Source organism: Glycomyces harbinensis (assembly GCF_900101745.1).
GTDB classification, from domain to species: Bacteria; Actinomycetota; Actinomycetes; order Mycobacteriales; family Micromonosporaceae; genus Glycomyces; species Glycomyces harbinensis.
In genome coordinates this window covers 42,249-66,946 of the sequence record NZ_FNAD01000023.1, presented here as the reverse complement: position 1 = coordinate 66,946, position 24,698 = coordinate 42,249, and the positions used below count along the sequence as shown (strand labels likewise).

Genomic DNA, 24,698 nt, shown 5'->3' with positions numbered 1-24,698 from the left:
TCAGCCTCCCGCGACATCGCCGTCCGCCTCCAGGGCCGCGGCGACCTCGGCGACCGTGAGCCACCCCGGCAGGATCTTCGCGACCTGCGGGGCGAACATCGGCGACGCCGCCACGATCTGGCGGGCCGGGCCGTCCGCGACGATCTCGCCGTCCGAGAGGATCACGACGCGGCTGGCGAACTCCGCGCAGAACTCGACGTCATGGGTCGACACGACCACGCAGTGCCCGGCCGCGGTGAGCTGGGTCAGGCGCGCGGCGAGCGCGGCCTTGCCCGGGTAGTCGAGGCCGCGCGTCGGCTCGTCGAGCAGCAGCAGCGGCGGTGCGGCCGTGAGGGTCACGGCCAGGGCGAGCGCGAGGCGCTGGCCTTCGGAGAGGTCGCGCGGGTGCGTCGCGTCGTCGAGGTCGTCCACGAGGTCGTCGAGGATCTTCGCGCACGTGCCGCGCGGCGCCCGCCCGTCCTCGTCCGCGCCCTCGCATTCGGCGGCGACGGTCTCGGCGTACAGGAGGTCGGCGGGTTCGGCCGGGACGAGTCCGGCGAGCTGGCGGCGTTCGCCGGGCCTGCGCGAGGCGGGGTCGGCGCCGCCGATCGCGACGCGCCCGCCCGAGCGCTTCCCGGTGCCCTGCAGGGCCCACAGCAGGCTCGACTTGCCCGAGCCGTTGCGGCCCATGAGGGCGATGCGCTCGCCGCGCCCGGCCGCGAGGTCGAGGCCGTCGACCGCGCGCACCCCGGGATAGTCGACGGTGACGCCGCGGGCCTCCAGCAGCGGCGGCCCCGCCTGGGCCGGGGCGATCGCCGGCCGTTCGAGCCCGGTGAGGCGCTCGCGCAGCCCGGCGGCGTGCCTGCGGGCCTCGCGGATGGTCACCGGCGGGCCGGGCCACGCGGCGAGGCGGCCGAGCGCGACCACGGGCGGGGCGACCGGGGAGACGGCCAGGACCTCCGCGATCGGGCCCGCGGTCACCTTGCCGCCGTTGAGGAGCAGCGCCGAGTCGGCGTACTGGGCGACGCGTTCGAGCCGGTGCTCGGCCAGGAGCACCGTGACGCCGAGGTCGTGGACGAGCCGGTGGAGCGCCGAGAGCACCTCGTCGGCGGCGGTCGGGTCGAGTGCCGAGGTCGGCTCGTCGAGCACGAGCGCGGCGGGCCCGGCGACCAGGGCCGCGCCGATCGCGACCCGCTGGCGCTGACCGGAGGAGAGCTGGGCGAGGGCGCGGTCGCGCACGTCGGCGAGGCCGAGGAGGTCCACGATCTCGGTGACGCGCTTGCGCATGGCGGCGGGCGCGAGTCCGAGCTGCTCGGCGGTGTAGGCGAGTTCGAGTTCGACCTCGTCGGTCACGAAGCCCGCCAGCGGGTCCTGGCCGACGTAGCCGACGAGGTCGGCCAGGTCGGCGGGGGTGGCGCCGCGGACGGCGCGGCCCGCGACGCGGACGTCGCCGCGCATGGTGCCGCCGGTGAAGTGCGGGACGAGCCCGTTCACGGTCTTGAGCAGTGTCGACTTGCCCGCGCCGGTGGGGCCCACGAGCAGGCAGAACTCGCCTTCGGGGAGGTCGAACGACACGTCGTCGAGGACGAGCGCGTCCTCGTACGCGAAGGAGACGCGCTCGAAGGCGATCCCGGTGCTCATGGTGTTCCCTTCGGCGGCTTTGACGACGGGGCGGACGGTGCGAGCAGCGCGGGGGCGGCGGCGAGGACGACGCCGGCCGCGGCCCACAGCGGCAGTTCGGGTACGCGGAGGGGGTTCGTCGCGGGCCACAGCGCGGCGGGCTCGAACACGCCGCTGAGGACGGTCCCGGCGACGGCCGCCGCGCCCGAGGCGATCACCGCCCAGTCCACGGCTTTGAAGCGGTCGGGCCGGTAGCGGGTGTGCGGGACGCGCCTGGACGCGAACGCGATCCCGAAGACGGCCGCGGCGGCGCCGGCCGCGAGCAGCGCCCAGGCCAGCGGCGCCGGCGTGGTGGTGCCGAGCAGCGCGTACGCGCCCGCGCACAACCCGAGGAGTCCGAAGAGGAGGGCCGCGCCGGTGGCGCGGCGGGCCGGGGCCGGGACGCCCGCGGCGCGGCCGTACCCGCGCGAGGCCATCGCGGCGGCGAGGGAGAGGGACCGGTCGAGCGCGTCGTGCAGGACCGGGGCGACGACGGTGCGCATGAGGTTCGCGGGGGTGCGGCCGGTGTTGCCGCGCAGGGCCCTCGCGCGGCGGACCCGCCCGACGCTCTCGACCAGCTGCGGCGCCACCGACAACGCGACGACGACCGCGACGCTCACCTCGTAGAGGGCGGCCGGGACCGACCGCAGGAGCCGCCGCGGGCTCGCGAGGGCGTTCGCGGCGCCGACGCAGACCAGGAGCGTCGCCAGGCGCAGGCCGTCGTAGGCGGCCGCGAGGGCGCCCTCGGCGGTGACGGCGCCGCCGACCCGGAAGCCCGCGGCCCACTCCGGGAGGGTCGCGGAGGGGAGCGTGACGAGCACGGTCGGGCCGTCGGAGCCGCCGAAGACGATGTAGAACGCCATGCGGACCGCGACGGCGCTGAGGCCGATGAACAGGAAGACCCGGTAGGCGTCCGACCATGGCTCTGGGCCGCGGCACCAGGTCACGACGAGGCCGGCGACGGCGACGATGAGCAGCAGCAGCCACGGGTTCGCGGTGCGTCCGGCGACGGTGGCGAGCAGGAGCGCCCAGCCCCACCAGGCGACGGGGTGGACCCGGCGGCCGGGCGCGCGCAGCGGGACGGTCCGCGTCGCTTCGGGGGCCGTGCGCTGGGACGCGTCGGGGGACATGGTCACGCGCGCCGGTCGCGGCGCAGGCGCCAGATGACGAGCCCGGCGATGACGGCGAGTGCGGCGACGGCGACGAGCCAGGTGAGGGAGCCGCCCGTGTCGGATTCGGCATCGGCATCGGCGGCCGGGGCGGCCGCGTCGGCGGGGCTGATCGCGGGCGGCGAGGCGCCGTCGCCGAAGGCCCAGCCTTCGAGGTCGCCGGCGTCGGGCGTGGCGAAGGCGCCGCCGACGGCCGAGTAGGTCCACTCGGCGTCGCCGGCCTCGGCGCGCCAGTACGACCAGTACCGGTCGGCGGGAGGGGCGCCGCCGCAGTCGGTCGCGGGGAGTTCGTCGATGCGGCAGACCATGCCGCGGATCGCGGCGACCTCGGTGACCGAGAAGCCCGCCTGGACGAGCGCGTCGAGGCCGTCGGCCGGATCGGCGGCGCACCCGGTCGCGGGATCGGAGGCGAGCGAACCGAAGTCGACCACCACCGTGACCCCGGAGCAGGGCTCCTGCGCAGTGGCCGGAACGGCCGACGCGAACACGAGCGCGAGCGCGGGGAGAAGCGAGGCGAACAGTCCGGCCGATCGGAGGCGCTTCGGCGCGAGCGCACGGCGCCGGGCGTCACGAGCGGCCCCGACCGCCGAGGCGTCGGCCCGGCGCGGGCTTCGACGGCGGCTCGCCGCGGGCACCGGAAGCGCATGGTGCCGACTGCTCGGGACACCGGCCCGGTACGGCACCGGACCGCGGCCCTCGGCGGGCGTCGTGAGGCAGCGGGTCCGGCCGTTGCAGGCGTCTGCGATCGCCGCGGAACCGGCCCGCCTCGACGCCGGGCGGTTCGCGCCTGCCATGGGGAACGCGGCGAGGAGGTGCCGGAACGGCGCCCGCGCGCGCGGGCGCCACAGCAGGTTCAGCGGCGCGAGGACCCGGTCGGCCCACCGGGCCAGGCGGGCACCCCGCGAGGCCCGGGGCGGCAGTGGCGAAAGCCCCCGGTTTCGAAGGTGCCACAGCGGTGCGGCATCGAGGGGGCGTGCCGCCCGGCGGGCACCGCGAAGGTATCGCGTTGCCGGGGCCGCGGGCCCCCGGTCTTCAGGGTGCCACCGGGGTGCGACATCGCCTCCCGGCCCGCGTCCCGACCGGAGGCCGGCCCCGGTGAAGCGCGCGTAGCGCCCGCCGAATCGGCGGGCGCTACGCGCGGATCGCCCGGCGCGGATCATGCGCCCGGCTACTGCTTGTCCCGGCCGGGCTCGTCGCCCTTCGGCTCGTCGTCGAGACCGGAATCGGTGCCGGTCGCGTCATCGGCCGCCGGGGCCTCGCCGGTCGCGAGCGCGTCCGTCTCGACGTCGGCCGCACGGGCGTCCGGGTCGGTCGGGGCCGCGCCGTTCTCACCGTTCTTGCGCGCCTTGACGGCGAACGCGATGATGAGCGCGGCCAGCACCAGCACCGCGGCGCCGATCGCCCACGGCAGCCACGCCGCCGTGTCGGCGTCGGCCTCCGTCTCCGCTTCGGTCGCGTCGCCGCCGTCGGCCACCGCGCAGGCGTCGCCCGGCACGTCGGCCGCGATGCTCGAGGCGTCGAGGTCGGCGAGGTTCTGACCCGACACCGGGACCATGGCCTGCGCCGTCGCCAGCAGGCGCGTCGCCTCGCCGAACTCGGGGTCCTCGGGGTCGGTGTACATGAACGCGCCCGGAGCCGTTCCGGCGCAGTCGAACTGGAGCTCCAGGAGGTACGCCACGGCTCGCTCGGCCGCGTCGGCGCGCTCAGTCGCGAAGAACGCCTGCGCGGCCATCGCCGTCGAGTTCGCGTTCTCGCCGAAGCCGTTGTCGAACCCGCCGTTCTCGGCCTGCGCCGACTCCAGCCAGGTCACGGCCGACTCGACCGAGGTCGAGGCGGCGTCGCCCGGGAGCGTCGCCAGGGCCGAGACGACCAGGCCCGTCGAGTCCGGGTCGGAGACGCAGTCGTCCCCGCCGTCGATGTCGCCGAAGCTGAAGCCGCCGTCGGGGCACTGGACCGCCGCGAGACCCGCGGCCGCCTCCTCGCCCGCGGGGGCGTCGGTGCGCGAGAGTCCGAGCACCGCCCACGCCGTCGACAGCGCGGTCCCGTCGCCATAGGTGCCGTTCGCGGTCTGCGCGGCCGTCACCTCGTCGGCGAGCCTGATCCCGGCGAAGTCGGTCGCGTCGCCCCCGGCGGTGGCGACCGCGTACATGACCTTCCCGGCCGAGCCCGCGCTCAGGACCGGTTCGGCCGCGCCCTCGACCGCCGGGTACACGTACGGCGTGAGCGTCTCGGTGTCGTTCAGCCATTCCAAAGTGGTCTTGACGTGGTCGCCGCCGACCCCGGCGGCCTGGAGCGCGATGACCGCGTCCAGGGAGGTCGAGACGTCGCCCGCGGACCAGGACGTGCCGTCGGACTGGGAGACGAGCCAGCTCGCGGCGGCCTGGGCGGGCGCGTCGAACGTCTCGGATTGGGCCTGGGCCGGTACGGCGGAGGCGAGGACGGAGATGGGCACGACCGCGGCGGCGGCCAGCAGTCGACCGGACAGGTGGCGCATTGCCTGACCTTTCCTAGAGCGAGTGGGGTCTTCGGGCAGGCGGCGGCGCCGCAAGCGCCTGTAGACCACGACAGGCGTTGACAAAATGGGTTCGGCGCAGACGGGTATTCGGGCTCACGCGGGTGGACCGAGCTTTGAAGGGTGCTCGGCATTCGTTCGACATGCTCGCTTCGACCGTGCTCGCTGAAGACGTCGAACCGCGACTACCGTTGCGGGTCAGCGCCGGCCTTTCACCGGACTTCCCCCGCCTCGCGCCTGTTCAGTTTGGGCTCATTCTCGCGGGTGACTTCGCTGGGTGTCAAGCTGGGAGTACTCCCAGTGCATCCGTTCACTCGCGTCTCGCGAGTGAACTCCCGCCTTCCGGTTATTGACCCGTAGCACCGGGTGTCGATACGGTGCACAACGTGAGCAGAAATAAGAACGCCGATTTGGACAGAGTCCTGCGGGCTGCGACACGCGTGTTCCTGGAGCGCGGCTTCTCCGCGACCTCCATGTCGGACCTCGTGGCGGCCACCGGCATGAACCGGGCCGGACTCTACGCCGCCTTCGGCTCCAAGCACCAGCTCTACATCACGGCCCTGGGCCGCTATAGAGAGGACACCGAACCCGAACTGCGCGCGATAACCCGCCGGGCTCTCGATCAGGTGGAGGAGGAGCGGCTCGACGCGCCGCGGGTCGTGGGCGACCTGCTCGACGTCGTGGTGCGCCACTCCAAGGAGGGCGGCTTCGTCGTCCGCGCCGCCGTCGAGCTGGCCGACGACCCGGCCACGATGCGCCGCGTCCAAGAGGCGTGGACCGAACTCGAACGCGATCTCGCCGCAATCCTGGCACGGGCGGTCGAGCGCGGCGAGATGGACGCGGCGGCCGACACCGGCCGCCTGGCCCGCACCGCCCTCGTGTTCATCCAGGGCGCGCTGGTCATCGGCCACGCCGACGAGGACGACGGCCGCCTCGCCGACGCCGCGGCGGGCCTGGTCGACCTCCTGTCGGCTCACAGCCCCTCGGCGACGGCCGAGGAGATCCTCAGCCAGGCGCCCGACGACGCCTTGCTCAACGAGTCGTAGCGGATCGGCTCCCCCGAGTCGAGGAGCTTCTCATAGGGCGCCAGCAGCACCGCCCTCGTGCGGGCCGCGAAGTGCCGCTGCACCGCGGGCAGGTCCACGTCCTTGCGGTGGGCGGGCATCGAGACCACCGACACCGCCCCGCGCACCAGGTCCCGCCTGCCGGTCTGCTCCAGGTGGTCGAGCATCCTCGCCGCCGTCTCGGCCGAGTCGTTGCGGGCCGACATGGTCACCACCAGCTGATCGGTCGCGTCGATGGCCGCCTGCCAGTTCGCCGCCCGCACGTTGTTGCCGGTGTCGACCACGATGAGCTTGTAGAACCGCGAGACCGCCTCGCGCAGATCCCCGAAGGCCTGCGAGGTGAGCATCTCCCCGGCCGTCGCGGACTCGTCGGAGGCGAGCACGTCGAACATCGCCCCGCCCTGCGCCCGCACGTACTGCGACAGGTCGCCGATGCGCCCGGTCGGACCCCGGAAGTGGTCGAGGTCCCGCAGCAGGTCGCGGACGGTGCGGACGTGGAAGTCCTGCTGGGCCCGCATCCCCAGCGTCCCCTGCGTCTCGTTGTTGTCCCAGGCGAGGACGTAGCCGCCGCGGTGGCGGCCGAAGGTCATGGCGAGCATGAGGACCGCGACGGTCTTGCCCGCCCCGCCCTTGGGGTTGACGACGGTGATCTGGCGCAGCCCGCCGAAGTTGCGGCGCACCGTCTCGACCGCCCGGTTGCGGGCCGTCTCGCGCGGGCCGGGCGGGAGGGCGAGGACGCCGAGGCTGAGGCGGTGGAGCGCGCCGCGCAGGCCGGTCTCGGCCACGGGCGGGCGCGGCGGGACGACCCGGCGGGAGGAGAAGTCGTCGGCGGTGACGCCGACGCGTTCGAGGGCCCCGGTGTGGTCGGGGAAGACGGGCACGGGCAGCCGGTCCGGCTGCCGGCCGTTCGGCGCGGCCTGCGGCGGCGTCGGCTGCGGGGGCGCGGGCCAGCCGTCGCTTCCCTGGATGAAGGGGGCGGCGGGATCGGCGGCGACCGGTTCGGCCTCGGCGCCGGGCATCGGCGTCGCCGCGGGCGGCGGCGCGCTGGGGACGTGGTCGCCGCTGCGCGGATTGCGGACCGCCTCGGGCGGATGCCGGTGCGGCTCCTGGGGAGCGGCGTACTGCCGGTTCAATTCCGGCGGGGCGAACGGTGACCACCCTGGAGCGTCGGGCCGGTGCAGAGGCACGGTGTCCTCTTCGGTGTGCTCCATCGGGACTCCCAGCGTGAGACGGCGGTTACCCGACTATTGTGTCCCATCCGTTCGTGGTCGCGTGGGAACTCCGCGTGGCCGGTGCGTACCGGGCTACAGCAGTCGCGGCTGCTCAGGGCCCGAACGCGGACGCGGGACCATCCCGAAAGGACTGAACAGGCCCTGGTCCACATCGGCCAGGAGCGGCGAGCCCGTACCGGTGTGGCTCACGTAGGCCAGGTCCCTGGTGCGCCCGAGCGCGACGTAGAGCTCGCGGCGCGCGGCGGCCGTGTTCGGCCAGTCCTCGGCGGTCATCCCGGTGAGGCACACCACGCGGAACTCGCCGTCGGCGGCTTCGGCGACCGACATGCCGTCGGGTCCGATGACCGCCAGCTCCTCGGGCGCGACGCCCAGCTCGTCGAGCCGGTCGGTGAGGTCGGCGACGAAGCGCTTCTCGTCGTCGGGGTCGAGGGCGAAGTAGCGGCCGATGCCCGAGCCTTCGAGCGCGGGCCGCTCGGGCTGCACGAGGCGGCCCGGGACGCGGCTGATCGGCTCGATCACCTGGGAGGCGGCGACCAAGACCGCGGCGGGGCTGCGGTGGTTGCGGGACAGACGCATGACGTGGGCCTGCGTGAACTGCTCGGAGAACGCGGCGAACGCGGCCGGGTCGCCGGGGCACAGGGCCGAGTCGGGGTCGCCGGTCGCGGTGACGTCCGCTTCGGGCCCGCGGCGCTCGGTGAGCTGGCGGAACAGGCGCATCGGCATGCGCGGAAGGTCGTCGATGAACAGGTGGCCCAGTCCGGGCGGGCTCGCGGCGGCGAAGTCGTCGAACTCGGCGACGGTGATCGAGGCGGCCTCGCGGCCCATGAGCGTGCCCAGTTCGCGGCGGATGCGGGCGGCGCCGGGCGCGGCGGCGGCCAGGACCAGGCACTGCCCGGCCGGTACGCCGAGCTCCTGCACGAGGTAGGCCACGCGGCGGATGAGCAGGTGCGTCTTGCCGGTGCCCGGCGAGGCGTTGATGAGCAGGGGGCCGCGGCCCGCGGAGGCGGCGACGCGCTGCATCGCGTCCAGTGAGTCGAGCAGTCCCGCGCCGACCTCGTCCATGCCGGTGAGCAGGGGTGCGGATTCCATCCACGGGTCCGGCGTCCGCGTCGTCAGCGCGGGCTCGGGCATCGGCACCACTTCACGGTCGTACTTGGAGTGGGACCGGTGGGAGCGGCGGCGCCGCTCGGCGGTCGTCCGCATGTCGGCGGAGAGCTCGAACAGCGGGGACGCCACCTGCGGTTGTCTGCGTTCATCAGGACGGCGCACCCCTGCATCCTCGCAGACAGGCGACGCGCACGAGCCAGCGGCTCCCGCATGTGCACCCCCCGGGCCGGATCCGACCCGCCCTCACATCGCCCCCGAACCGAACCCCGCGCACCTTCGCACGCATCTCCGCACCGTGTCGCACCCGCGACGTACGGTCATGGAAAGGGGGTCCGATCGAGGGACATATCCGGAAAATCCGCTTTCATGTTTGCGGCAGCTCCCGCGATCCCCTTCGCGTGCAACGCATTCCATCAACCAGGCCCGATCCGGTCTGCCGAGTGCCGCGACCGCGCCGCGGTTCCCGGCCGGCTTCGCCGCCCCCGAACGGCCGACGCACCGGCGTGCCCGCCGCGATCCCCGCGAACGACGGAGACGTTGCGGCGTCCGGCCCGGTTCAGCCTCCCGCGAACGGCGGGAGCACTTCGACCGTTGACCCCGCCGGGATCGCGGTCTCGGGGTCCTTCGCGGCCAGACCGTCCACCAGGAGGGTCGCGACCGACAGCACCTTGTCCAGCGCCGGGCCGTGCCGCCGCGCCAGGACCGCCCGGAGCTCGGCCACGTCCGCGGCGCTCACCTGCTCCTCGCCGCGCCCCGCCGCCGCCTTCGCGCCCGCGAAGTACCGCACCGTCACCACCGTCAGCCTCCGATCGCCGACATCGGGCGGGCGGGTTGCAGGAACGACGGGTCGTCGATGCCGTGCCCGGGGAGCTTGCCGCGCATCGCCTCGCGCCACCGCTCGGCGATCTCGGCGTCCGACGCGCCCGACCGCGCGAGGTCGCGCAGGTCCGTCTCGCCGCGCGCGAACAGGCAGTTGCGGACCTGCCCGTCGGCGGTCAGCCGGGTCCGGTCGCACTCGCCGCAGAACGGCCGCGTGACCGAGCCGATCACGCCCACCTTCGCGGGGCCGCCGTCGACCAGCCACGTCTCGGCCGGGGCCGAACCGCGGTGCGCCGGGTCGGGCGTCAGGTCGAACTCGGCGCGCAGCGCCTCGAGGATCTCGGCGGCGGTGACCATCTCGTCGCGCCGCCACACCCCGGCGGCGTCGAGCGGCATCTGCTCGATGAACCGCAGCTGGTAGCCGTGCTCGACGGCGAAGCGCAGCAGGTCGGGCGCCTCGCCGTCGTTGACCCCGCGCATGAGCACGGTGTTGATCTTGACGGGGGCGAGCCCGGCCTCGGCCGCGCCCTCGACGCCGCGCAGGGTGGCGTCGAGCCGGTCGCGTTTGGCCAGGTCCTTGAAGGTGCCCGGACGCAGCGTGTCGAGCGAGACGTTGACGCGGTCGAGCCCGGCGGCCACGAGCGGTCCCGCCAGGCGCTCGAGGCCGATCGCATTGGTGGTCAAGGAGATCTCGGGGCGCGGCTCCAGGGCGGCCGCGGCCTCGACGATGCCGACCAGGCCCGGGCGCAGCAGCGGCTCGCCGCCGGTGAAGCGCACCTCCTTGACGCCGAGATCGCGCACGGCGATCCCGACCAGCCTGACGACTTCATCGTCGGTGAGCAGCGTGGGTTTGGGCAGCCACGGCAGCCCGGCTTCGGGCATGCAGTAGGTGCAGCGCAGATTGCAGCGGTCGGTGAGCGAGACGCGCAGATCGGTCGCGGTGCGGCCGTGGCGGTCGCGCAGCCCGGCCGTCGCTTCCGCGGCGGCCTCGCCTGCGGTCGGGGAGGTCGGTGCCAACATGGTTCGAGCGTAGTTCGTCAATATGACAAGTCCGTAAAGTGAGACACGATTCCCATCAACTGGTCACGATAGGCGCGGCCGAAGAGCGTCGTGTGCACCAGCAGCGGGAACAGGTGGTGGAGCCCCGTGCGCTCCTCCCAGCCCTCCGCGGGCGGGCTGACCTCGGCGTATCCGTCGAAGATCGCCTCCAGACGGGGCACGGCGCCCCACAGCCGCAGGTTCGCCAGGTCGGTCTCGCGGTGCCCGCCGTGCGCGGCCGGGTCGATCAGCCAGGCCCGGTCGGCGCCCCAGAGCACGTTCCCCCACCACAGGTCGCCGTGCGTCCGCGCGGGCGCCTCCTCGGGTCCGGCGAGCCGGGGCAGCCGCGAGGCCAGGGCCTCGATCGCGGCCACGTCGGCCGCGTCCAGGGCCCCGTTGTCGCGCGAAGGCCCCAGGTAGGGCGCGATCCGCCTGGCCGCGTACCACTCCGCCCAGGTGGTGCCGGCCGGGTCGTTGTCCATGAACGTCTCGCCGATGTAGCCGCGCCAGGGCGCGCCGAAGCGGTCGGCCCCCGCCGAGTGCATGAGCGCGATCTGGCGGCCCAGCTCCCGGGCGTGCCCCTCCGTCGGCTCGGCCGGTTCGATCCACGGCTCGACCAGGAGCCGGTCGTCGGCGTAGCGGACCTCGACCACCGCCTCGCAGGCCTCGCCCAGCCACCGCAGCCCGTTCGCCTCGGCGGCGAGGTAGCCGGGACGGGGGCCTTCGGCGATCTTCGCGAACATGCTGGTGCCGTCGTCGAACGTCAGGCGCTGCGCCGCGGCCGATCCGGCGCTCGCGCCCGCCAGCGGCATCGCGAAGTCGTTCGCCTTCACCGGCGTCGTTCGCACGCGCTGGTGCTCGATGAGCTCGGGCAGCAGCCGCAGCCGCTCATCGGCGGGGGCTTCGTTCACCGCTCCAATGTAGCGGAGATCGCCCGGACCGTCGGCCGTGCAAAACTCTTCGTGTTCGCTCCGCCGCATTGAGGAGGCCGCATGCGCCGCACCGCCCGCTGGCTCACCCCCGTCAACGCCCTCAGCGCCCCCAGGGTGACCGCCCAGCGGGCCCGCGCCGACCGCGTGTTCGACCGCATGGTCCAGCAGGCCGAGCAGCGGGCCGACGCCGACGCCGCCCTGGCGCGCGACTTCGTCGACTCCTACCGCTTCCTGTTCAAGGAGATCGCCAAGCAGGAGACGCTCTCGATGGTCGGCTGGCAGGGCTTCATCGACGACCTCACCCGCCGCATGACCAACCACCTGCGGGTCGAGCGGCTCATCGCCGAGCACCCCGAGATCACCGCCGAGCCGATCGCGCGCCCCGTCGTGGTCGTCGGCCTGCCGCGCACGGCCACCACCCTCACCCACAAGATCCTCATCCAGCCCGAGGGCAACCGGGCCCCGCTCATGTGGGAGCTCATGAACACCCACCGCGGCGACATCGAACCGAAGCTGCGCGACAAGCTCGTCAAGGACGCCCAGCAGATGGCCGGCCTCGCCAGCAGGGCCTCGCCGGTCTGGGACCTCATCCACCCGATGAACGCGCTCCAGCCCGAGGAGTGCGTGTTCGCGCTGCCCCACGGCTACCAGTTCATCACCCGCGCGGCGATGCCCGCCTACCGGCGCTGGGCCGACGAGCGCGACTACACCGGGGACTACCGCCACCTCAAGCGCGTCCTCCAGGTGCTCCAGTGGAACCAGCCGCGGCGGCGATGGGTCCTCAAGTCGCCCTTCCACCTGTTCAACCTCGACGTGCTCCTCGAGGTCTTCGCGGACGCGACGATCGTGTGGACGCACCGCGACCCGGCCACGGTCATGGGCTCGTGGTGCTCGCTCGTCGAGACCGGGCGGGCCCTGCACCACCGCCGCTACGACGCCGCGGCCATCGGCCCGGAGTGGCTCGACATCTTCGGGAAGGGCGTCGCCGCCGCCCGCGGCGTGCGCGCGACCGCGCCGAGCGAGCGGTTCATCGACGTGCCCTACCGCTCGCTGACGGCGGAACCGCACGCCTGCCTGCCGGAACTGTTCGAAAAGCTCGGTCTGGAATGGACCGCGGACGAGAAGGCGAGCCTCGAGCACGTCCTGGCCCGGCCGGACACGCGCCGCAGCCACGAATACCACCTGTCGCGCTACGGGATCGAACTCGACGACGTCGAAGCGGCCTTCGGCGACTACGGCCGCCTCGGGTTCTAGCGGCCGTTCGAAAACCCCGGACCGGGGACGCGCCGGCGCGCAAAAGGGCCCCGACCGAACGGTCGGGGCCCGAAGTGTCGGTGGCCGGCGCTACGTTGGTCTCGGTCAGGCGGCGCGGCATGCGGGTGCCGCGTCGCCCGGCCGGCCGCCGTGCCGTCGCAGGACGGCCGAGGTCACCGGTCGGAAGGAGGTGGTCAGGAGAGCTTCTCCACCACGAAGTCGATCGCCTCGGTCAGCTTGGCCGTGTCCGAGGGGTCCACCGCCGGGTAGGTCGCGACGCGCAGCTGGTTGCGGCCGAGCTTGCGGTACGGCTCGGTGTCGACCACACCGTTGGCGCGCAGCATCTTCGCGATCTCGGCGGCGTCCACGCCCTCGAAGTCGATCGTGGCGACCACGTTCGAGCGCAGGTCCGGGTCGGACACGAACGGGTTCGCGAACGCGCGCGACTCCGCCCACGAGTACAGGGCCCCGGCCGACTCGGCGCAGCGCTTGGCCGCCGCGTCCAGGCCGCCCGCGGCGTTGAGCGCGTCCACCTGCTCGGCCGCGAGCACCACGGTCGCCACCGCGGGCGTGTTGTACGTCTGGTCCTTGCGCGAGTTGTCGATCGCGGTCTTCAGGTCCAGGAACGCCGGGATGTAGCGGCCCGAAGCGGCGATCCGCTCCGCCCGCTCGATCGCGGCGGGGCTCATGACCGCGATCCACAGGCCGCCGTCCGAGGCCAGGCCCTTCTGCGGCGCGAAGTAGTAGCAGTCGCTCTCGCGCAGGTCCACGGGCAGGCCCGCGGCGGCCGACGTCGCGTCGTGCAGCATGAGCGCGTTCTCGGCCGCGACGCGCTTGACCTCCACGGCCACACCGGTCGAGGTCTCGTTGTGCGGGGTGGCGTAGACGTCGACGCCGTCCTCGAAGGACAGGTACGCGGCCGTGCCGGGCTCGGCGGTCACCACGGTCGGCTCCCCCAGGTGCGGGGCGATCTTGATGGCCTTGGCGAACTTCGAGCCGAACTCGCCGAACGAAGCGGCCTGCGCCCGGTCCTCGACGAGGCCGAACACCGCGACCTCCCAGAACGCGGTCGCGCCGCCGACGCCGAGCACCACTTCGTAGCCCTCGGGCAGCGCGAAGAACTCGGCCAGGCCGGCGCGGAGCCGGCCGACCTGCGATTTGACCGCCTTCTGGCGGTGGGAGGTGCCCATGACGGACCGGCCCAGACCGGCGAGTGCGCCGATCGCCTCGGACGGCACCTTGGAGGGGCCTGATCCGAAGCGCCCGTCAGCGGGCAGCAGCTCAGCGGGGATGGTGATCGGGTCGGTCACGTTCGGCTCCGTTCTCGTCGGTCCTCGGGGCCACTGTAAACCCGGCGTTTCCGAACGTGACCGGGCGGGCCCGCACCGGCCGACGGGTGGGACGGGCCTCAGGCCGCGGGTTCCCAGCCCGTCGGGGCCTGCCCGCCGGGCTCGGCCCCGGCCGTCCACACTTCACCGTCGGCGGCGACCGCCCACAGCCGCAGCGCCCCGTCGGACCCGAACGCGGCGGCCGGGCGCTTGACGAGGGTGATGTCGCCGCGCGACCACGGCCGCGACAGCAGCGCGACCTCCCCGGCCGCGCCGGCGTCGAGGTCGGCGAGGTCCAGGACCAGCACCGCGGGCGCACCGGTGCCGTCGTCGCACGCCACCGCCAGGGAGCCGTCGGGGCCGATCGCGAGCGCCGGCGCCAGCACGCCGCCCTCCAGGGGCACGAGCGCCGCCGTCCACGTCTCGCCCTGCCCGAGGTGGAGCACCACGTCGCTCGACTCGGCGGCGCGCGAGCCGATCACGACGCGCCCGTCCGGAGCCGTGACGGCGGTGACGGCGCTGGCGGGGACGTAGGTCTGGCCGCCGGGCCCGGGCAGGTCGAGCGTGCGACCGGTCCAGGCGGTGCCGTCGCCCTCCCAGGCCGCGACGTTGACGGGGGTGGCGGCGATGACGGTGAACGCGCCCTCGGCGGCGAGCGCGACGGGGGACTCGTGGACGGCGGGCCCCTCGATGGGGGTCCACTCGCTCCACTGTCCCCCTTCGGGCCGGGTGCGCGCCGACAGCCCGCCTTCGGGTCCGCGGACGCAGACCACGGCGGTGCGCCCGTCGTCGGCGGCCGCGACCTGCCCGACGGTGCGGGCGTCCGGGCCCGTCCCGGCGGGGTTGCCCAGGGACTGCCACTGGCCGGAGACCAGGTCGAGGCAGTGGACGTCCCGCTCGTGGGCGGCGGGGTCGTGCGTGTGGCGGGCGCTCGCGGCGTACAGCCCAGTTCCGGCGCGGGCCAGGCAGGGCAGGGCGTCGGGTCCGCCGAGGTCTTCCCAGCCGTCGTCGCCGAGGGACTGGATGCGGGTGCCGCGCACGGTGATCGGGCGGATGAGGCCGTCGATCTCGGTGGTGGCGAGCCCGGCGGTGTAGCGCGGGTGGGTGGCGTGGCCGTAGGTGGTTCCGGCGCCGGGGCCGACGATGAGGCGGTCGCCGCAGCCGCTCGGGACGGCGCAGTCGGCCCCGTCGACGCCGTCGGCCCAGGAGTAGACGTCGACGGCGTCGCCCTTGGTCTCCAGGTCGGCGGGGCCGAGGTTGCCGGGCCAGCGGCGGTTGTAGTAGCCGCGCCAGGACTCGACGGCGCGGGCGCCGCCCCAGGCGGTGACGGCCTCCCAGGCGAAGAGGGCGGCGGCGGTGTGGTCGATGTGGTCGGAGTAGCCGCTCTGCTCGGCGCCGAGCTTCTCGCCGACCACCGGGTCGGGGTCGGGGTCGAGCGTGTTGACGACGGCGGGCCGGTAGCGGTCGAGGAGTTCGACGAGGCTCGCGTGCACCGTCGCCCGTTCCACGGTGGACGAGGAGTTGAGGGGCGAGCCGGCCGGCGGCAGGATCGCGGAGGCGTCCAGGCGCCCCTCCCACAGGGCCAGCAGGCGCGTGAAGTCGCCGGTGAGGCGCCCGAGGTTCGTCCACAGCGAGCAGAACACGACGTGGACCTCGGGCTTGTCGCGCAGGACGCACAGTTCGACGTCCTGCCCGGAGTCGAGGTTCGCCGTGTACCGGTCCCAGGGCGCTTCGGGGTCGCCGAGGGCCAGGTGGGCGTAGGCGCGACGCAGGCCGCTGTCGCGGGCGGCGGTGTACCCGGCGTAGTCGGCGGGGGCGGCCTCGTTCCAGGTGTTGCGCCCGTCGGCCTCGCCGGCGGTGAGCACGACGGTGCAGATGCCGGCGCCGTCGTGCAGGACGCGGGCGACGCGTGGGTTGAGGAAGTAGAGGCAGTCGTCGGGGTGGGCGACGATCTGCATGTGGATCGGCCCGGTGCGCGTCGGCGCGGGGAAGTCGCCCGTGCCCGAGGCCTCGCGCAGGGAGAAGGCGCTCTCGGCGACCGCGGCGGTCACGGCCAGCCCGGCGAGGCCGCCGACCAGGAGGTCGCGGCGGCGCAGTGACGGGTGCCGGGAGGCGGGCATGCGGTCTCGTTCGGGTGGTTCGGGTTCGACGCCCGATCCTATCCGGAACCCGGAGGTTCGAGACGAGCCCTCGCATATGGGGACTCGGGCGGACGCGAAGCGGCCCGCGCCCCGCGGGGCGCGGGCCGCTCACGGCGTGCGGGGGGCTACTTCCAGCCCTCGACCTCGGCGATGCCGCGCGGGGCCGGGCCCACATAGGTGGCCGAGGGGCGCACGATCCGGCCGAGCTTCTTCTGCTCGAGGATGTGGGCGCTCCAGCCGGCCACGCGGGCGCAGGTGAAGATCGGGGTGAACAGGTCGGCGGGGACCTCGGCGAAGTCGAGGAGCACCGCGGACCAGAACTCGACGTTGGTGGCGAGCACGCGGTCGGGCTTGCGGGCCTTGAGCTCGGCCAGGGCGGCCTTCTCCAGGGCCTCGGCGACCTCGTAGCGGGGGGCGCCCAGTTCCTTGGCGGCGGCGCGCAGCACGCGCGAGCGCGGGTCCTCGGCGCGGTAGACGCGGTGGCCGAAGCCCATGAGGCGCTCGCCGGAGTCGAGGAGGTTCTTGACGTAGGCGTCGGCGTCGCCGGTCTTCTCTACCCCTTCGATCATGTGGAGGACGCGCGAGGGGGCGCCGCCGTGGAGCGGGCCGGAGAGCGCGCCGATGCCGGAGGAGATCGCGGCGGCCGCGTCGGCCCCGGTGGAGGCGACGACGCGGGAGGTGAAGGTGGAGGCGTTCATGCCGTGCTCGGCGGCGGACATGAGATAGGTGTCGACGGCCTTGACGTGGGCGGGGTCGGGCTCGCCGCGCCAGCGCCGCATGAACCGCTCGGTGATGGTGCCGGCCTTGTCGATCTCCGACTGCGGGACGGCGGGCCGGCCGGATCCGCGGGCGGACTGGGCGATGAACGACAGCGTGGTGACCGAGACGCGGGCGAGATCGTCCCGGGCGGTCTCGTCGTCGATGTCGAGCAGCGGCTGAAGGCCCCAGTAGGGGGCGAGCATGGCGACCGCGGCCTGGGCGTCGACGCGGGTGTCGCCGGAGGAGACGGGCACCGGCACGGGCTCGGCGGCGGGCAGGCCGTTGCCGAACTTGCCGTCGACGAGGAGGCCCCATACGTCGCCGTAGGTGCTCTGGCCGACCAGGTCCTGGATATCGACACCGCGGTAGCGGAGCGATCCACCCTCTTTGTCAGGCTCGGCGATCTCGGTTTCGAAGGCGATCACGCCTTCGAGGCCGGGCTTGAACTCAGACATCGTTGTACTCCTGAGTGTGTTGTCCCTGTGGTTGCCGACCGGGGGCTTCCGGGAGGCGACGGTTCGTAGTTATCTGGAAATGGTGCCTCACGCCGGTCCTGGACGGAAGTGCCCAGGGTGCGGGGGTGATCCTGAATGGCGGTACAGAAGTGGCGCAAAATATGAGACAACCATCGTGAGCCTGGTTATTTGTCCAAGTTTGCACTTTTTGTTGGGAGGGTTTCGATAATGGGTCTTGTTGGTTTCAACGGTTTCCTGCGATCTCGCCCACATCGACACGCGTGCCGCAGGTCATTGGACATGAGCTAACGTCAAAGCACATCCCGCCCAGCGATAACGACATGGAGGTACCCCCTATGGCGCTGTCCGGCGAGCAATGGGCGATCGCCTACAACGATCACGAGGCTGTCATCGTCGCCGTAGGCGGCGGCGTGCGCTCTTATACCTACCGCGGCCGCCCGGTCGTCATGGGCTACGCCGACGAGGAGCTCGCGCCCGGCTGGTCGGGCCACGTGCTGGCCCCCTGGCCGAACCGGATCCGCGACGGCAAGTACGCCTACGACGGCACCGAGTACCAGCTGCCGGTCAACGAGATCGAGACCAACACCGCCCTCCACGGCTTCGTGGCCTGGGCCGAGTGGAACGCCGTCGACGTGACCGACACCTCGGTCACCCTCGAGTGCCGCCTGCCCGCGCGCCTGGGCTACCCGTGGACGCTCCAGCTGCGCACGCGCTGGTCGGTCGGGCCCGGCGGCCTGCGCGCCGCACACACGGTCTCCAATCCCGGCCACAAGACCGCGCCGTTCGGCCTGGGCACCCACTCCTATCTCATCCCCGGTTCGCTCGAGCGGATCGACGAGGCGACGCTGCACGTCCCGGCGGCGAAGAAGCTCAAGCTCGACAAGCAGCGCATCCCCGTCGGAGCCGGTGCGGCGGACTTCGACGACCCGACGGTCCTCAAGGACCTGGTGATCGACGACTGCTACGGGGACCTCAAGCGCGGCTCCGACGGGACGGCCGAAGTGCGGCTGGCCGACCCGGTCTCGGGGCAGGCGGTGACGGTGTGGATGGACGACTCCTTCGGGTGGGTCCACATCTACACCTCGGACGGCCTCGAGGGGGACCGCAAGCGCGGTGCGGTCGCGATCGAGCCGACCACGTGCCCGCCGAACGCCCTCGCCACGGGTGAGGACCTGGTCGAACTCTCGCCGAGCGAGGCGTGGTTCGGCGTCTGGGGCATCCGCCCGGAATAGCGACGTCAGGCTTGCGCGAGGGACCGTCCCATCGGGGCGGTCCCTCGTCGCGTCGGGGCCCGAATACTCCTCGCGGTTTCCGGCCCGGGTTATCCACAGGTGCGCGACCAGCCAATGTGTCCCTTCCTCGCGGAGTTATCCACAGGCGCAAAACTTTTCCTTGCCGATCTATGGCGCCGTCGGTCACGGTTACTCCTAGGCACGTGAACATCACCGAACGTAGGAGCAGCCATGGCAGCGACACTCGACCGCACCGCATCGACCCGCGGCTCCGCGAACGCCCGCGGCGGCCCCGCCGCACCCGCTCCGGCGGCCGAATCCCTGCTCATCACCGGCGACGACCGCCTCGCCGAGACGATCACCCCGCTCGCGGCCGCGTCCGGGCACTCGCTGCGCCGGGTCACCCATCCGCTCGACGCCGCGATGCTCTGGCAGCGGGCCCCGATGGTCCTCGTCGGGCCCGACCTCGCACCCGAATGCGTGGCCTGCGACTTCCCTGCGAGAGACCACCTCGTCCTGTGCACCACCATGTCCTGGCTCGGGGCCGACTCCGCCGACACCTCGATGCTGTGGCCGCTGGCGATCCAGATGCGGGCCACCGGCGTGGTCGCCCTGCCCGACGCGCGCGACTGGCTCATCGACCTGTTCACCCGGACCGTCCGCGATGTCGAACCGGCGCCCGTCATCGCCCACGTCGCCGGTCACGGCGGCGCCGGCGCCTCGACGCTGGCCCTCGCCTCGGCCACCGGCGCCGCACGGGACGGCGGCAGGGTCGTCCTGGTCGACCTCGACCACACCGGCGGGGGCATCGACGCCGCCGCCGGGCTCGCGGCCCAACCGGGCTGGCGGTGGCCTTCGCTCGCGAACGCCGGGCTGCTCGAACCCGAGGGGCTGCTCGCCGGCCTGCCGCAGCGCGGCGGCCTCCACGTGGTCGGCCCCGACCCGCGCAATCCGGCCGAAGTGGACGCCGACGCGTTCGACCAGGTGCTGCGCGCGGCCCGCCTCGCGGCCGACCTGGTCGTGGTCGACCTGCCGCGCGCCCGCACCGGGGCCGCCGCCCGGGCCGCGGCGGCGGCCCGCTCGATCGCGGTGACGCTCGGGCCCGGTTCGCGCTCTTGGGAAGCGGCCCGCAGCGTCACGGCCGCCTACGGGCTCCACAACCCCAACCTCGGCGTGGTCCTGCGCGGCGAGGCCGAAGCGCCGCCGGCCGGCGCGTCCTGGGACGGCCCGCGTGAAGCGGACTGGCGCGACCCGCCCGTGTGGGGCGCCGTCCCGACCGACCGCCGGCTCCCGGTCCTGCTGCGCCAAGGCCGCATCCCGCGGGGCCGCCTCGGCCGCGGCATCCACGAGCTCACCGCCGAACTGAGCCGCGCCCGGCCGCGCGGCGAACTCGTCGGCTCGGGCGCCGACCGGACCGGCGGGTCGCGATGAGCCTCGAACTGCTCGACAAGGTCCGCCGCCAGCTCGCGGCCCAGACCCGGCCCGGCGCCGTACGCGGCCGCGGCTCGGCGAAGGCGGACATCGTGCGGGCCCTGCGCGCGGCCGGGGCCGCGCCGCCCGATCAGGACTCGCTGCTGCGGCTCTCCGGGGCGCTGCGCGACGACCTCATCGGGGCCGGGCCGCTCCAGCCGCTGCTGGACGATCCGGAAGTCACCGACGTGGTCGTCAACGGCGCGGGAGGCGCCTGGGTCGACCGCGGCGAGGGACTGCGCCCGGCCGAGGTCCGCCTCGGCGGCCCCGACGCGATCCGCTCGCTCGCCTGCCGACTCGCCGCGGCCGCCGGGCGGCGCCTCGACTCCGGCAGCCCGTACGCCGACGTGCGGCTTCCCGACGGCACCCGGTTCCACGCCGTCCTGCCGCCGGTCGCCGCCTCGGGGCCGTACCTCTCCTTCCGCACCCACCGGTCGAAGGCGTTCACGCTCACGCAGCTGGTCGAGGCCGACACGCTCACCGCCGACATGGCCGACCTGCTGCTGCGCATCGTCAAAGCCCGCCTCGCCTACCTGGTCACCGGCGGGACCGGCACGGGCAAGACGACGCTGCTGGCGAGTCTCCTGTCGACCGCGCCGCCGCAGGAGCGCATCGTCATCGTCGAGGACGCGGCCGAACTCGCCCCCGACCACCCGCACGCGCTCACGCTCGAATCGCGCCCGGCGAACATCGAGGGCGCCGGCGAGGTCGACCTGGCCGCGCTCGTGCGGCAGGCGCTGCGGATGCGGCCCGACCGGATCATCGTCGGCGAATGCCGCGGCGCCGAAGTGCTCGAACTGCTCGGCGCACTCAACACCGGCCACGAGGGCGGCTCCGGAACGCTCCACTGCAACGCGGCCGCCGACGCGCCCGCCAGGCTCGAAGCGCTCGCGCTCCCGCACGGTCTGCCGAGGGCCGGACTCCACGCCCAGCTCGTGGCGGCCCTGCGCGTCATCGTCCACTTGCGGCGCACCGGAACCGGCCGCCAGGTCACCGAGATCGCCCTGATCGGCACCGATGCCGACGGGCCGGGGCTGACAGTGACCACCGCGTGGACCCGCCGCGGCCCGGGTCCCGCCGCGGGACTGCTCGAACGCCTGCTGAGGGAGCGGACCGCATGAGCAGCCCCGCCGCCTCCGCCCTGCCGCCCGACCGCCGCCGCTGCCGCGCCTCTGGCCGGCTGCCGCGACCGCCCGCAGCCCACCGAGACCAGGGCGCGGACGCCCCACCCGTCCGGACCCGCCGCACCAGGACCGGGCGGCCCCGCGCCGCCGACCGACCGGAGTGCACCCGCATGCGCCTGACCGTGGCAGCCCGGCCGATGGCCGCCGAAGGCACCGGCCGGACACCGAACCGGAACCGGAAAGGAGCCGACACATGACCGCCGCAGCCCACGCCCTGATCGCCCACCGGCCCAGAACCGCCGCCGCCTGCGCCGCCCTGACCGCGGCGCTCGCCGCCGCCTGGCTCGCCGGATACCGCCACGACAGCGGACTCGGCCCGCTCGCGGCGGCCGGCGCCGGAGCCGTCGCCGCCGTCTACGCCGCGGCGGCCGTGACTGCCTGGCACCGCGCCCTGCGCCGCAGACGACTCGGCGAAGCCGGCCGTGCCGCCGCCGACACGGTCGCCTACCTGGCGGCCGACCTCGCCGCCGGCACCGACCCGGCCCGCGCCGTCGCAGCGGCGGAACCCGACTGGCCCGCCGAGGCCGCCACCACCGCGAAGCGCCTCCGCGCCGCCCTGCGGATCGCCGCCGAACTCGGCGCCCCCGCAGCCGACCTGTGCCGGAGACTCGCCGAACACCTCCGCGAAGACGAGCAGGCCGCGGCCAGGACCCGGGCCCAGACCGCCTCGATCCGCGCCACCGCCGCGCTCCTCATCGCACTGCCCGCCGCCGGAGTCGCACTCGGCGAAGCGCTCGGCGTCGACGCCGTCGCCTTCCTCTTCGCCGGCCCCGCAGGCCTCGGCGCGGCGGCCGCCGCGATGGGACTCCAGGCCGCGGGCCTCCTCTGGACGGGCGCGCTGATCCGGTCCGTCGGCACAGGGGGCGCATGATGACGCGCCGACTCCTGGGCCCCGTCGCGGGCGTCGCGGCCGCCTTCGCGATCGGCGGTCCCACCGGCATCGTCCTCGGCTTCGGCACCTGGTGGCTGGTCGCCAAGCTTCTGCGGTCCGATCCCGACCGCACCGAACGGACCGCGGCCGAACGGCTCGCCCCGGCCTGGCCGTGGACGCTCGACCTGCTCGCCGCGGGCATGCGGGCCGGGGCGCCGTTCCCGCAGGCCGCGTTCGCCGTCGCCGATGCCGACGACCCGGAGATCGGCGAGCGGCTGAGCCGCTTCGCCGGTGCGATCCACCTGGGCGCCAGCGCGACCGAGGCGCTACCCGAACTCGGGCGGCTGCCGGGGGCGTCCCGCCTGGCCCGGCAACTCGACCGCTCCGGCGACTCTGGCGCGGCGATCGCGGGAGGCCTCGAACAACTGGCGGCCTCGCTCCGGTCGGAACTGCGCAATCGGGCCGAGGAACGCGCCGGACGCGCCGCCGTGGCGCTGGTCGGACCGCTGTGCCTGTGCTTCCTGCCCGCATTCGTGATCGCCGGGATCGGACCGGTGGTGCTCGGCATCGTCTCCGACACCCTGGCCACCGGACTCTGAACCGTCCCTTCCTGATCGCTCTGCCCGACCACCGAAGAGAGGAAACCGCAATGAACGCCGACACCGGCACGACCATCGCCCTCCCGACCCGACGAGCCCGCCGGGCATCCGACCGGCCCGATGCGCGGAAGGCTTCCTGCAGGCCCGAGAGCCGCCAGCGTCCCCCGTGCAATGCGAGCAGCGCCTGTCGAACGCCCGCATGCGGCGACCGGGCGACACGGGCCGAACCGGTCGAACCGGCCGCCGCCGAAGGGACACCGGCGACCGAGACCAGCTGGTCGCCGGGCGCCAACCGGAGCAGGCCGCCGATCACCGCAGGGCCGCCGGCGGTACCCGACGACCGCCCGGCGCCCGAGCGGCGGCGCCCGAGCCCCCGGCCGAGCGAAGAGGACGAGTGGAGCCCGGGCCGGATGCAGGGTGTGACCAAACCGAGCTGGGGCGGGAAGTTCGCCGCGAAGATGCGGGGCGAGAGCGGGATGAGCACCGCAGAATACGCCGTCGGGACCTTGGCGGCCGTCGCCTTCGCGGGCGTCCTGCTGAAGGTCGTCACCTCGGGCCCGGTCCAAAGCGCACTGACCGCCCTCATCGAGAAGGCACTGGCATGACCGCGTCGATCCTGCGCCTGCGCAGCGACTGCCGGCCATCGCCCGAAAAGGGCCCCGCACACCGGACGGTGACCCGGAGACCGAACCTGAGAGAAGACCCCCCGAACGGGCAGGACAGCGACACGGCAGCGAGCACGCCGCTGTTGAGACGGCGACTATTCCGCCGCGGGCGCGCCCCCTGCGGGGACCGGGGCCAAAGCGGATTCGTCACCGCCGAGATGGCGGCGGCGCTCCCGGCGATCGTGGCGGTACTGGCGCTCGGCATATGGGCGGTGGCGGCCGTGGGCATGAAGGTCCGCGCGATCGACGCCGCGAACAGCGCCGCGATCGCCGCCGCCCGGGGCGAAGACGCGCAGGCGGTGGCGGCGGCCTACCTGCCCGAAGGCGCCTCCGTGGCGGTTTCGATCGACGGTGAGGTGGCACGGGCGAGGGTCACGGCCCCGACCAGTCCGCTGGGCCCGCTGACGCCGCCGATGTCGATAACCGCGGAAGCCGCAGCCCCGATGGAACCGGGCCTGCCGTGACGGAGTTCCGGATACCGGCGAAGGCGCCCGCACCAGGGTCGGAGTCAAGGGTGAGCGAGGCAGTAGCCCTGAGCAGCGGCAGGAGAGCCGATCGAAGGCCCGGCGAAGCCCGACGCGCGGCTGCGGAGGGCGACCGGGAACGCGGTTCGGCAACGGTTCTGGCCGCGGGAGTCGTGGCGGCGCTGATGGTGACCGCGGTGGCATTCACTGCGGTCGGCCAGGCGAGCGCCGCCCGGCACCGAGCGCAGGGTGCGGCGGACGCGGCCGCGCTGGCGGGCGCCGCGAGGGTCCTGTTCGGAGAGGGCGAGGCATGCGATGCGGCGCGGGCCATGGTGGAGAGTGCGGGTGCCGAGCTGGAGGGATGCGAGGTGGGCGGCCTGGAGGTGACGGTCCGCGTGAGTGAGGTCCCGACAGGGGTCCCGGCCGCCTTCGGCCCGGCCAGGGCGGTCTCCCGAGCGGGCCCGGTCACCGTGGAGTAGACGAACACCGGTTCCCGGCGGCCGAGGCCAGGCCGCCGGGAACCGAAACCAAGACAGGTCTTCAACGTTGCCATCGGTGTGCAGGTCGGCGGAGGGTGGGCATGGGGGGAGGGGGAGGGGGCCCCGGAAGACCTCTGCCCGCACCCGCGAAACCTCGTGGTCTTTCGGCCCCGACCTACCGCGTGCAGAATTCCGCGAACCGCGAACCGCGAACCGCGAACCGCGAACCGCGAACCGCGAACCGCGAACCGCGAACCGCGAACCG

Annotated in this window: 21 protein-coding genes, 1 pseudogene and 1 riboswitch; of the genes and pseudogenes, 10 read left to right on the top strand and 12 right to left on the bottom strand. The window is 74.1% G+C overall.

What is annotated here, in order from left to right; genetic code table 11:
- The 4 genes from BLQ63_RS25855 to BLQ63_RS25840 form a co-directional block, all read right to left on the bottom strand.
- Positions 1-1,620, bottom strand: coding sequence for an ABC transporter ATP-binding protein (locus tag BLQ63_RS25855; RefSeq protein ID WP_091040424.1), 1,620 nt, complete (start codon positions 1,618-1,620; stop codon positions 1-3).
- Positions 1,617-2,768 (bottom strand): CbiQ family ECF transporter T component, encoded by a 1,152-nt coding sequence (locus tag BLQ63_RS25850; RefSeq protein ID WP_091040423.1) that lies wholly within the window; start codon positions 2,766-2,768, stop codon positions 1,617-1,619. The genes BLQ63_RS25855 and BLQ63_RS25850 overlap by 4 nt, the downstream gene beginning before the upstream one ends.
- Before the next feature lie 2 nt (positions 2,769-2,770).
- Positions 2,771-3,442, bottom strand: coding sequence for a hypothetical protein (locus BLQ63_RS25845; RefSeq protein ID WP_091040422.1), 672 nt, complete (start codon positions 3,440-3,442; stop codon positions 2,771-2,773).
- Positions 3,443-3,975: 533 nt separating this feature from the next.
- Positions 3,976-5,301: a prenyltransferase/squalene oxidase repeat-containing protein gene (locus BLQ63_RS25840; protein ID WP_091040421.1), complete on the bottom strand. Its 1,326-nt coding sequence runs from the start codon at positions 5,299-5,301 to the stop codon at positions 3,976-3,978.
- An 82-nt stretch (positions 5,302-5,383) separates the two neighbouring features.
- Positions 5,384-5,606, bottom strand: a riboswitch (cobalamin riboswitch).
- A 99-nt stretch (positions 5,607-5,705) separates the two neighbouring features.
- Here BLQ63_RS25840 and BLQ63_RS25835 point away from each other — a divergent pair.
- Entirely contained in the window at positions 5,706-6,365 is a 660-nt protein-coding gene (locus BLQ63_RS25835) for a TetR/AcrR family transcriptional regulator (RefSeq protein ID WP_177155113.1), read from the top strand.
- Here BLQ63_RS25835 and BLQ63_RS25830 read toward each other — a convergent pair.
- The 5 genes and pseudogenes from BLQ63_RS25830 to BLQ63_RS25810 form a co-directional block, all read right to left on the bottom strand.
- A pseudogene (locus BLQ63_RS25830) lies at positions 6,293-7,558 on the bottom strand (MinD/ParA family ATP-binding protein); the annotation flags it as partial. The gene BLQ63_RS25835 and the pseudogene BLQ63_RS25830 overlap by 73 nt on opposite strands.
- Before the next feature lie 129 nt (positions 7,559-7,687).
- Positions 7,688-8,884, bottom strand: coding sequence for a UvrD-helicase domain-containing protein (locus BLQ63_RS25825; protein ID WP_143015097.1), 1,197 nt, complete (start codon positions 8,882-8,884; stop codon positions 7,688-7,690).
- 394 nt (positions 8,885-9,278) lie between these two features.
- On the bottom strand, positions 9,279-9,518 hold the full coding sequence (locus tag BLQ63_RS25820) for a MoaD/ThiS family protein (RefSeq protein WP_091040418.1): 240 nt from the start codon (positions 9,516-9,518) through the stop codon (positions 9,279-9,281).
- 2 nt (positions 9,519-9,520) lie between these two features.
- Positions 9,521-10,561 (bottom strand): GTP 3',8-cyclase MoaA, encoded by a 1,041-nt coding sequence (gene moaA, locus BLQ63_RS25815; RefSeq protein WP_091040417.1) that lies wholly within the window; start codon positions 10,559-10,561, stop codon positions 9,521-9,523.
- A gap of 17 nt (positions 10,562-10,578) precedes the next feature.
- On the bottom strand, positions 10,579-11,490 hold the full coding sequence (locus BLQ63_RS25810) for a fructosamine kinase family protein (protein WP_218125508.1): 912 nt from the start codon (positions 11,488-11,490) through the stop codon (positions 10,579-10,581).
- An 81-nt stretch (positions 11,491-11,571) separates the two neighbouring features.
- Between BLQ63_RS25810 and BLQ63_RS25805 the strand changes: the two genes are divergently transcribed.
- Positions 11,572-12,765: a sulfotransferase family protein gene (locus tag BLQ63_RS25805; RefSeq protein ID WP_091040415.1), complete on the top strand. Its 1,194-nt coding sequence runs from the start codon at positions 11,572-11,574 to the stop codon at positions 12,763-12,765.
- A 194-nt stretch (positions 12,766-12,959) separates the two neighbouring features.
- Here the strand turns inward: BLQ63_RS25805 and serC are convergent, their stop codons facing one another.
- The 3 genes from serC to BLQ63_RS25790 all read right to left on the bottom strand — a co-directional run bounded on the left by serC (position 12,960) and on the right by BLQ63_RS25790 (position 17,448).
- Complete coding sequence (gene serC / locus BLQ63_RS25800) at positions 12,960-14,075, bottom strand: phosphoserine transaminase (protein WP_245681099.1); 1,116 nt, start codon at positions 14,073-14,075, stop codon at positions 12,960-12,962.
- Positions 14,076-14,173: 98 nt separating this feature from the next.
- Positions 14,174-16,213 (bottom strand): PIG-L family deacetylase, encoded by a 2,040-nt coding sequence (locus tag BLQ63_RS25795; protein WP_091040414.1) that lies wholly within the window; start codon positions 16,211-16,213, stop codon positions 14,174-14,176.
- A 146-nt stretch (positions 16,214-16,359) separates the two neighbouring features.
- Positions 16,360-17,448: a citrate synthase 2 gene (locus BLQ63_RS25790; RefSeq protein WP_091040413.1), complete on the bottom strand. Its 1,089-nt coding sequence runs from the start codon at positions 17,446-17,448 to the stop codon at positions 16,360-16,362.
- 341 nt (positions 17,449-17,789) lie between these two features.
- On the opposite strand from BLQ63_RS25790, the gene BLQ63_RS25785 reads away from it, so the two are divergent.
- The 8 genes from BLQ63_RS25785 (at position 17,790) to BLQ63_RS25750 (ending at position 24,433) form a co-directional block, all read left to right on the top strand.
- Positions 17,790-18,701: an aldose 1-epimerase family protein gene (locus BLQ63_RS25785; protein WP_245681098.1), complete on the top strand. Its 912-nt coding sequence runs from the start codon at positions 17,790-17,792 to the stop codon at positions 18,699-18,701.
- Positions 18,702-18,932: 231 nt separating this feature from the next.
- The gene (gene ssd, locus BLQ63_RS25780; RefSeq protein ID WP_091040411.1) at positions 18,933-20,132 is read left to right on the top strand and encodes a septum site-determining protein Ssd; all 1,200 of its coding nucleotides are present in this window, start codon (positions 18,933-18,935) and stop codon (positions 20,130-20,132) included.
- Positions 20,129-21,292 carry a TadA family conjugal transfer-associated ATPase gene (locus tag BLQ63_RS25775; protein WP_091040410.1) on the top strand — a complete coding sequence of 388 codons (1,164 nt, stop codon included), beginning with the start codon at positions 20,129-20,131 and terminating at the stop codon, positions 21,290-21,292. Before ssd ends, BLQ63_RS25775 begins: the two co-directional genes overlap by 4 nt.
- Positions 21,293-21,548: 256 nt before the next feature.
- Entirely contained in the window at positions 21,549-22,226 is a 678-nt protein-coding gene (locus BLQ63_RS25770; protein ID WP_091040409.1) for a type II secretion system F family protein, read from the top strand.
- On the top strand, positions 22,223-22,825 hold the full coding sequence (locus BLQ63_RS25765; RefSeq protein ID WP_091040408.1) for a type II secretion system F family protein: 603 nt from the start codon (positions 22,223-22,225) through the stop codon (positions 22,823-22,825). The genes BLQ63_RS25770 and BLQ63_RS25765 overlap by 4 nt, the downstream gene beginning before the upstream one ends.
- Positions 22,826-23,283: 458 nt before the next feature.
- Positions 23,284-23,430: a DUF4244 domain-containing protein gene (locus BLQ63_RS25760; RefSeq protein WP_290427474.1), complete on the top strand. Its 147-nt coding sequence runs from the start codon at positions 23,284-23,286 to the stop codon at positions 23,428-23,430.
- Complete coding sequence (locus BLQ63_RS29485; RefSeq protein WP_177155112.1) at positions 23,427-23,954, top strand: TadE family type IV pilus minor pilin; 528 nt, start codon at positions 23,427-23,429, stop codon at positions 23,952-23,954. Before BLQ63_RS25760 ends, BLQ63_RS29485 begins: the two co-directional genes overlap by 4 nt.
- On the top strand, positions 23,951-24,433 hold the full coding sequence (locus BLQ63_RS25750; protein WP_091040405.1) for an Rv3654c family TadE-like protein: 483 nt from the start codon (positions 23,951-23,953) through the stop codon (positions 24,431-24,433). The genes BLQ63_RS29485 and BLQ63_RS25750 overlap by 4 nt, the downstream gene beginning before the upstream one ends.
- Positions 24,434-24,698: the final 265 nt, after the last annotated feature.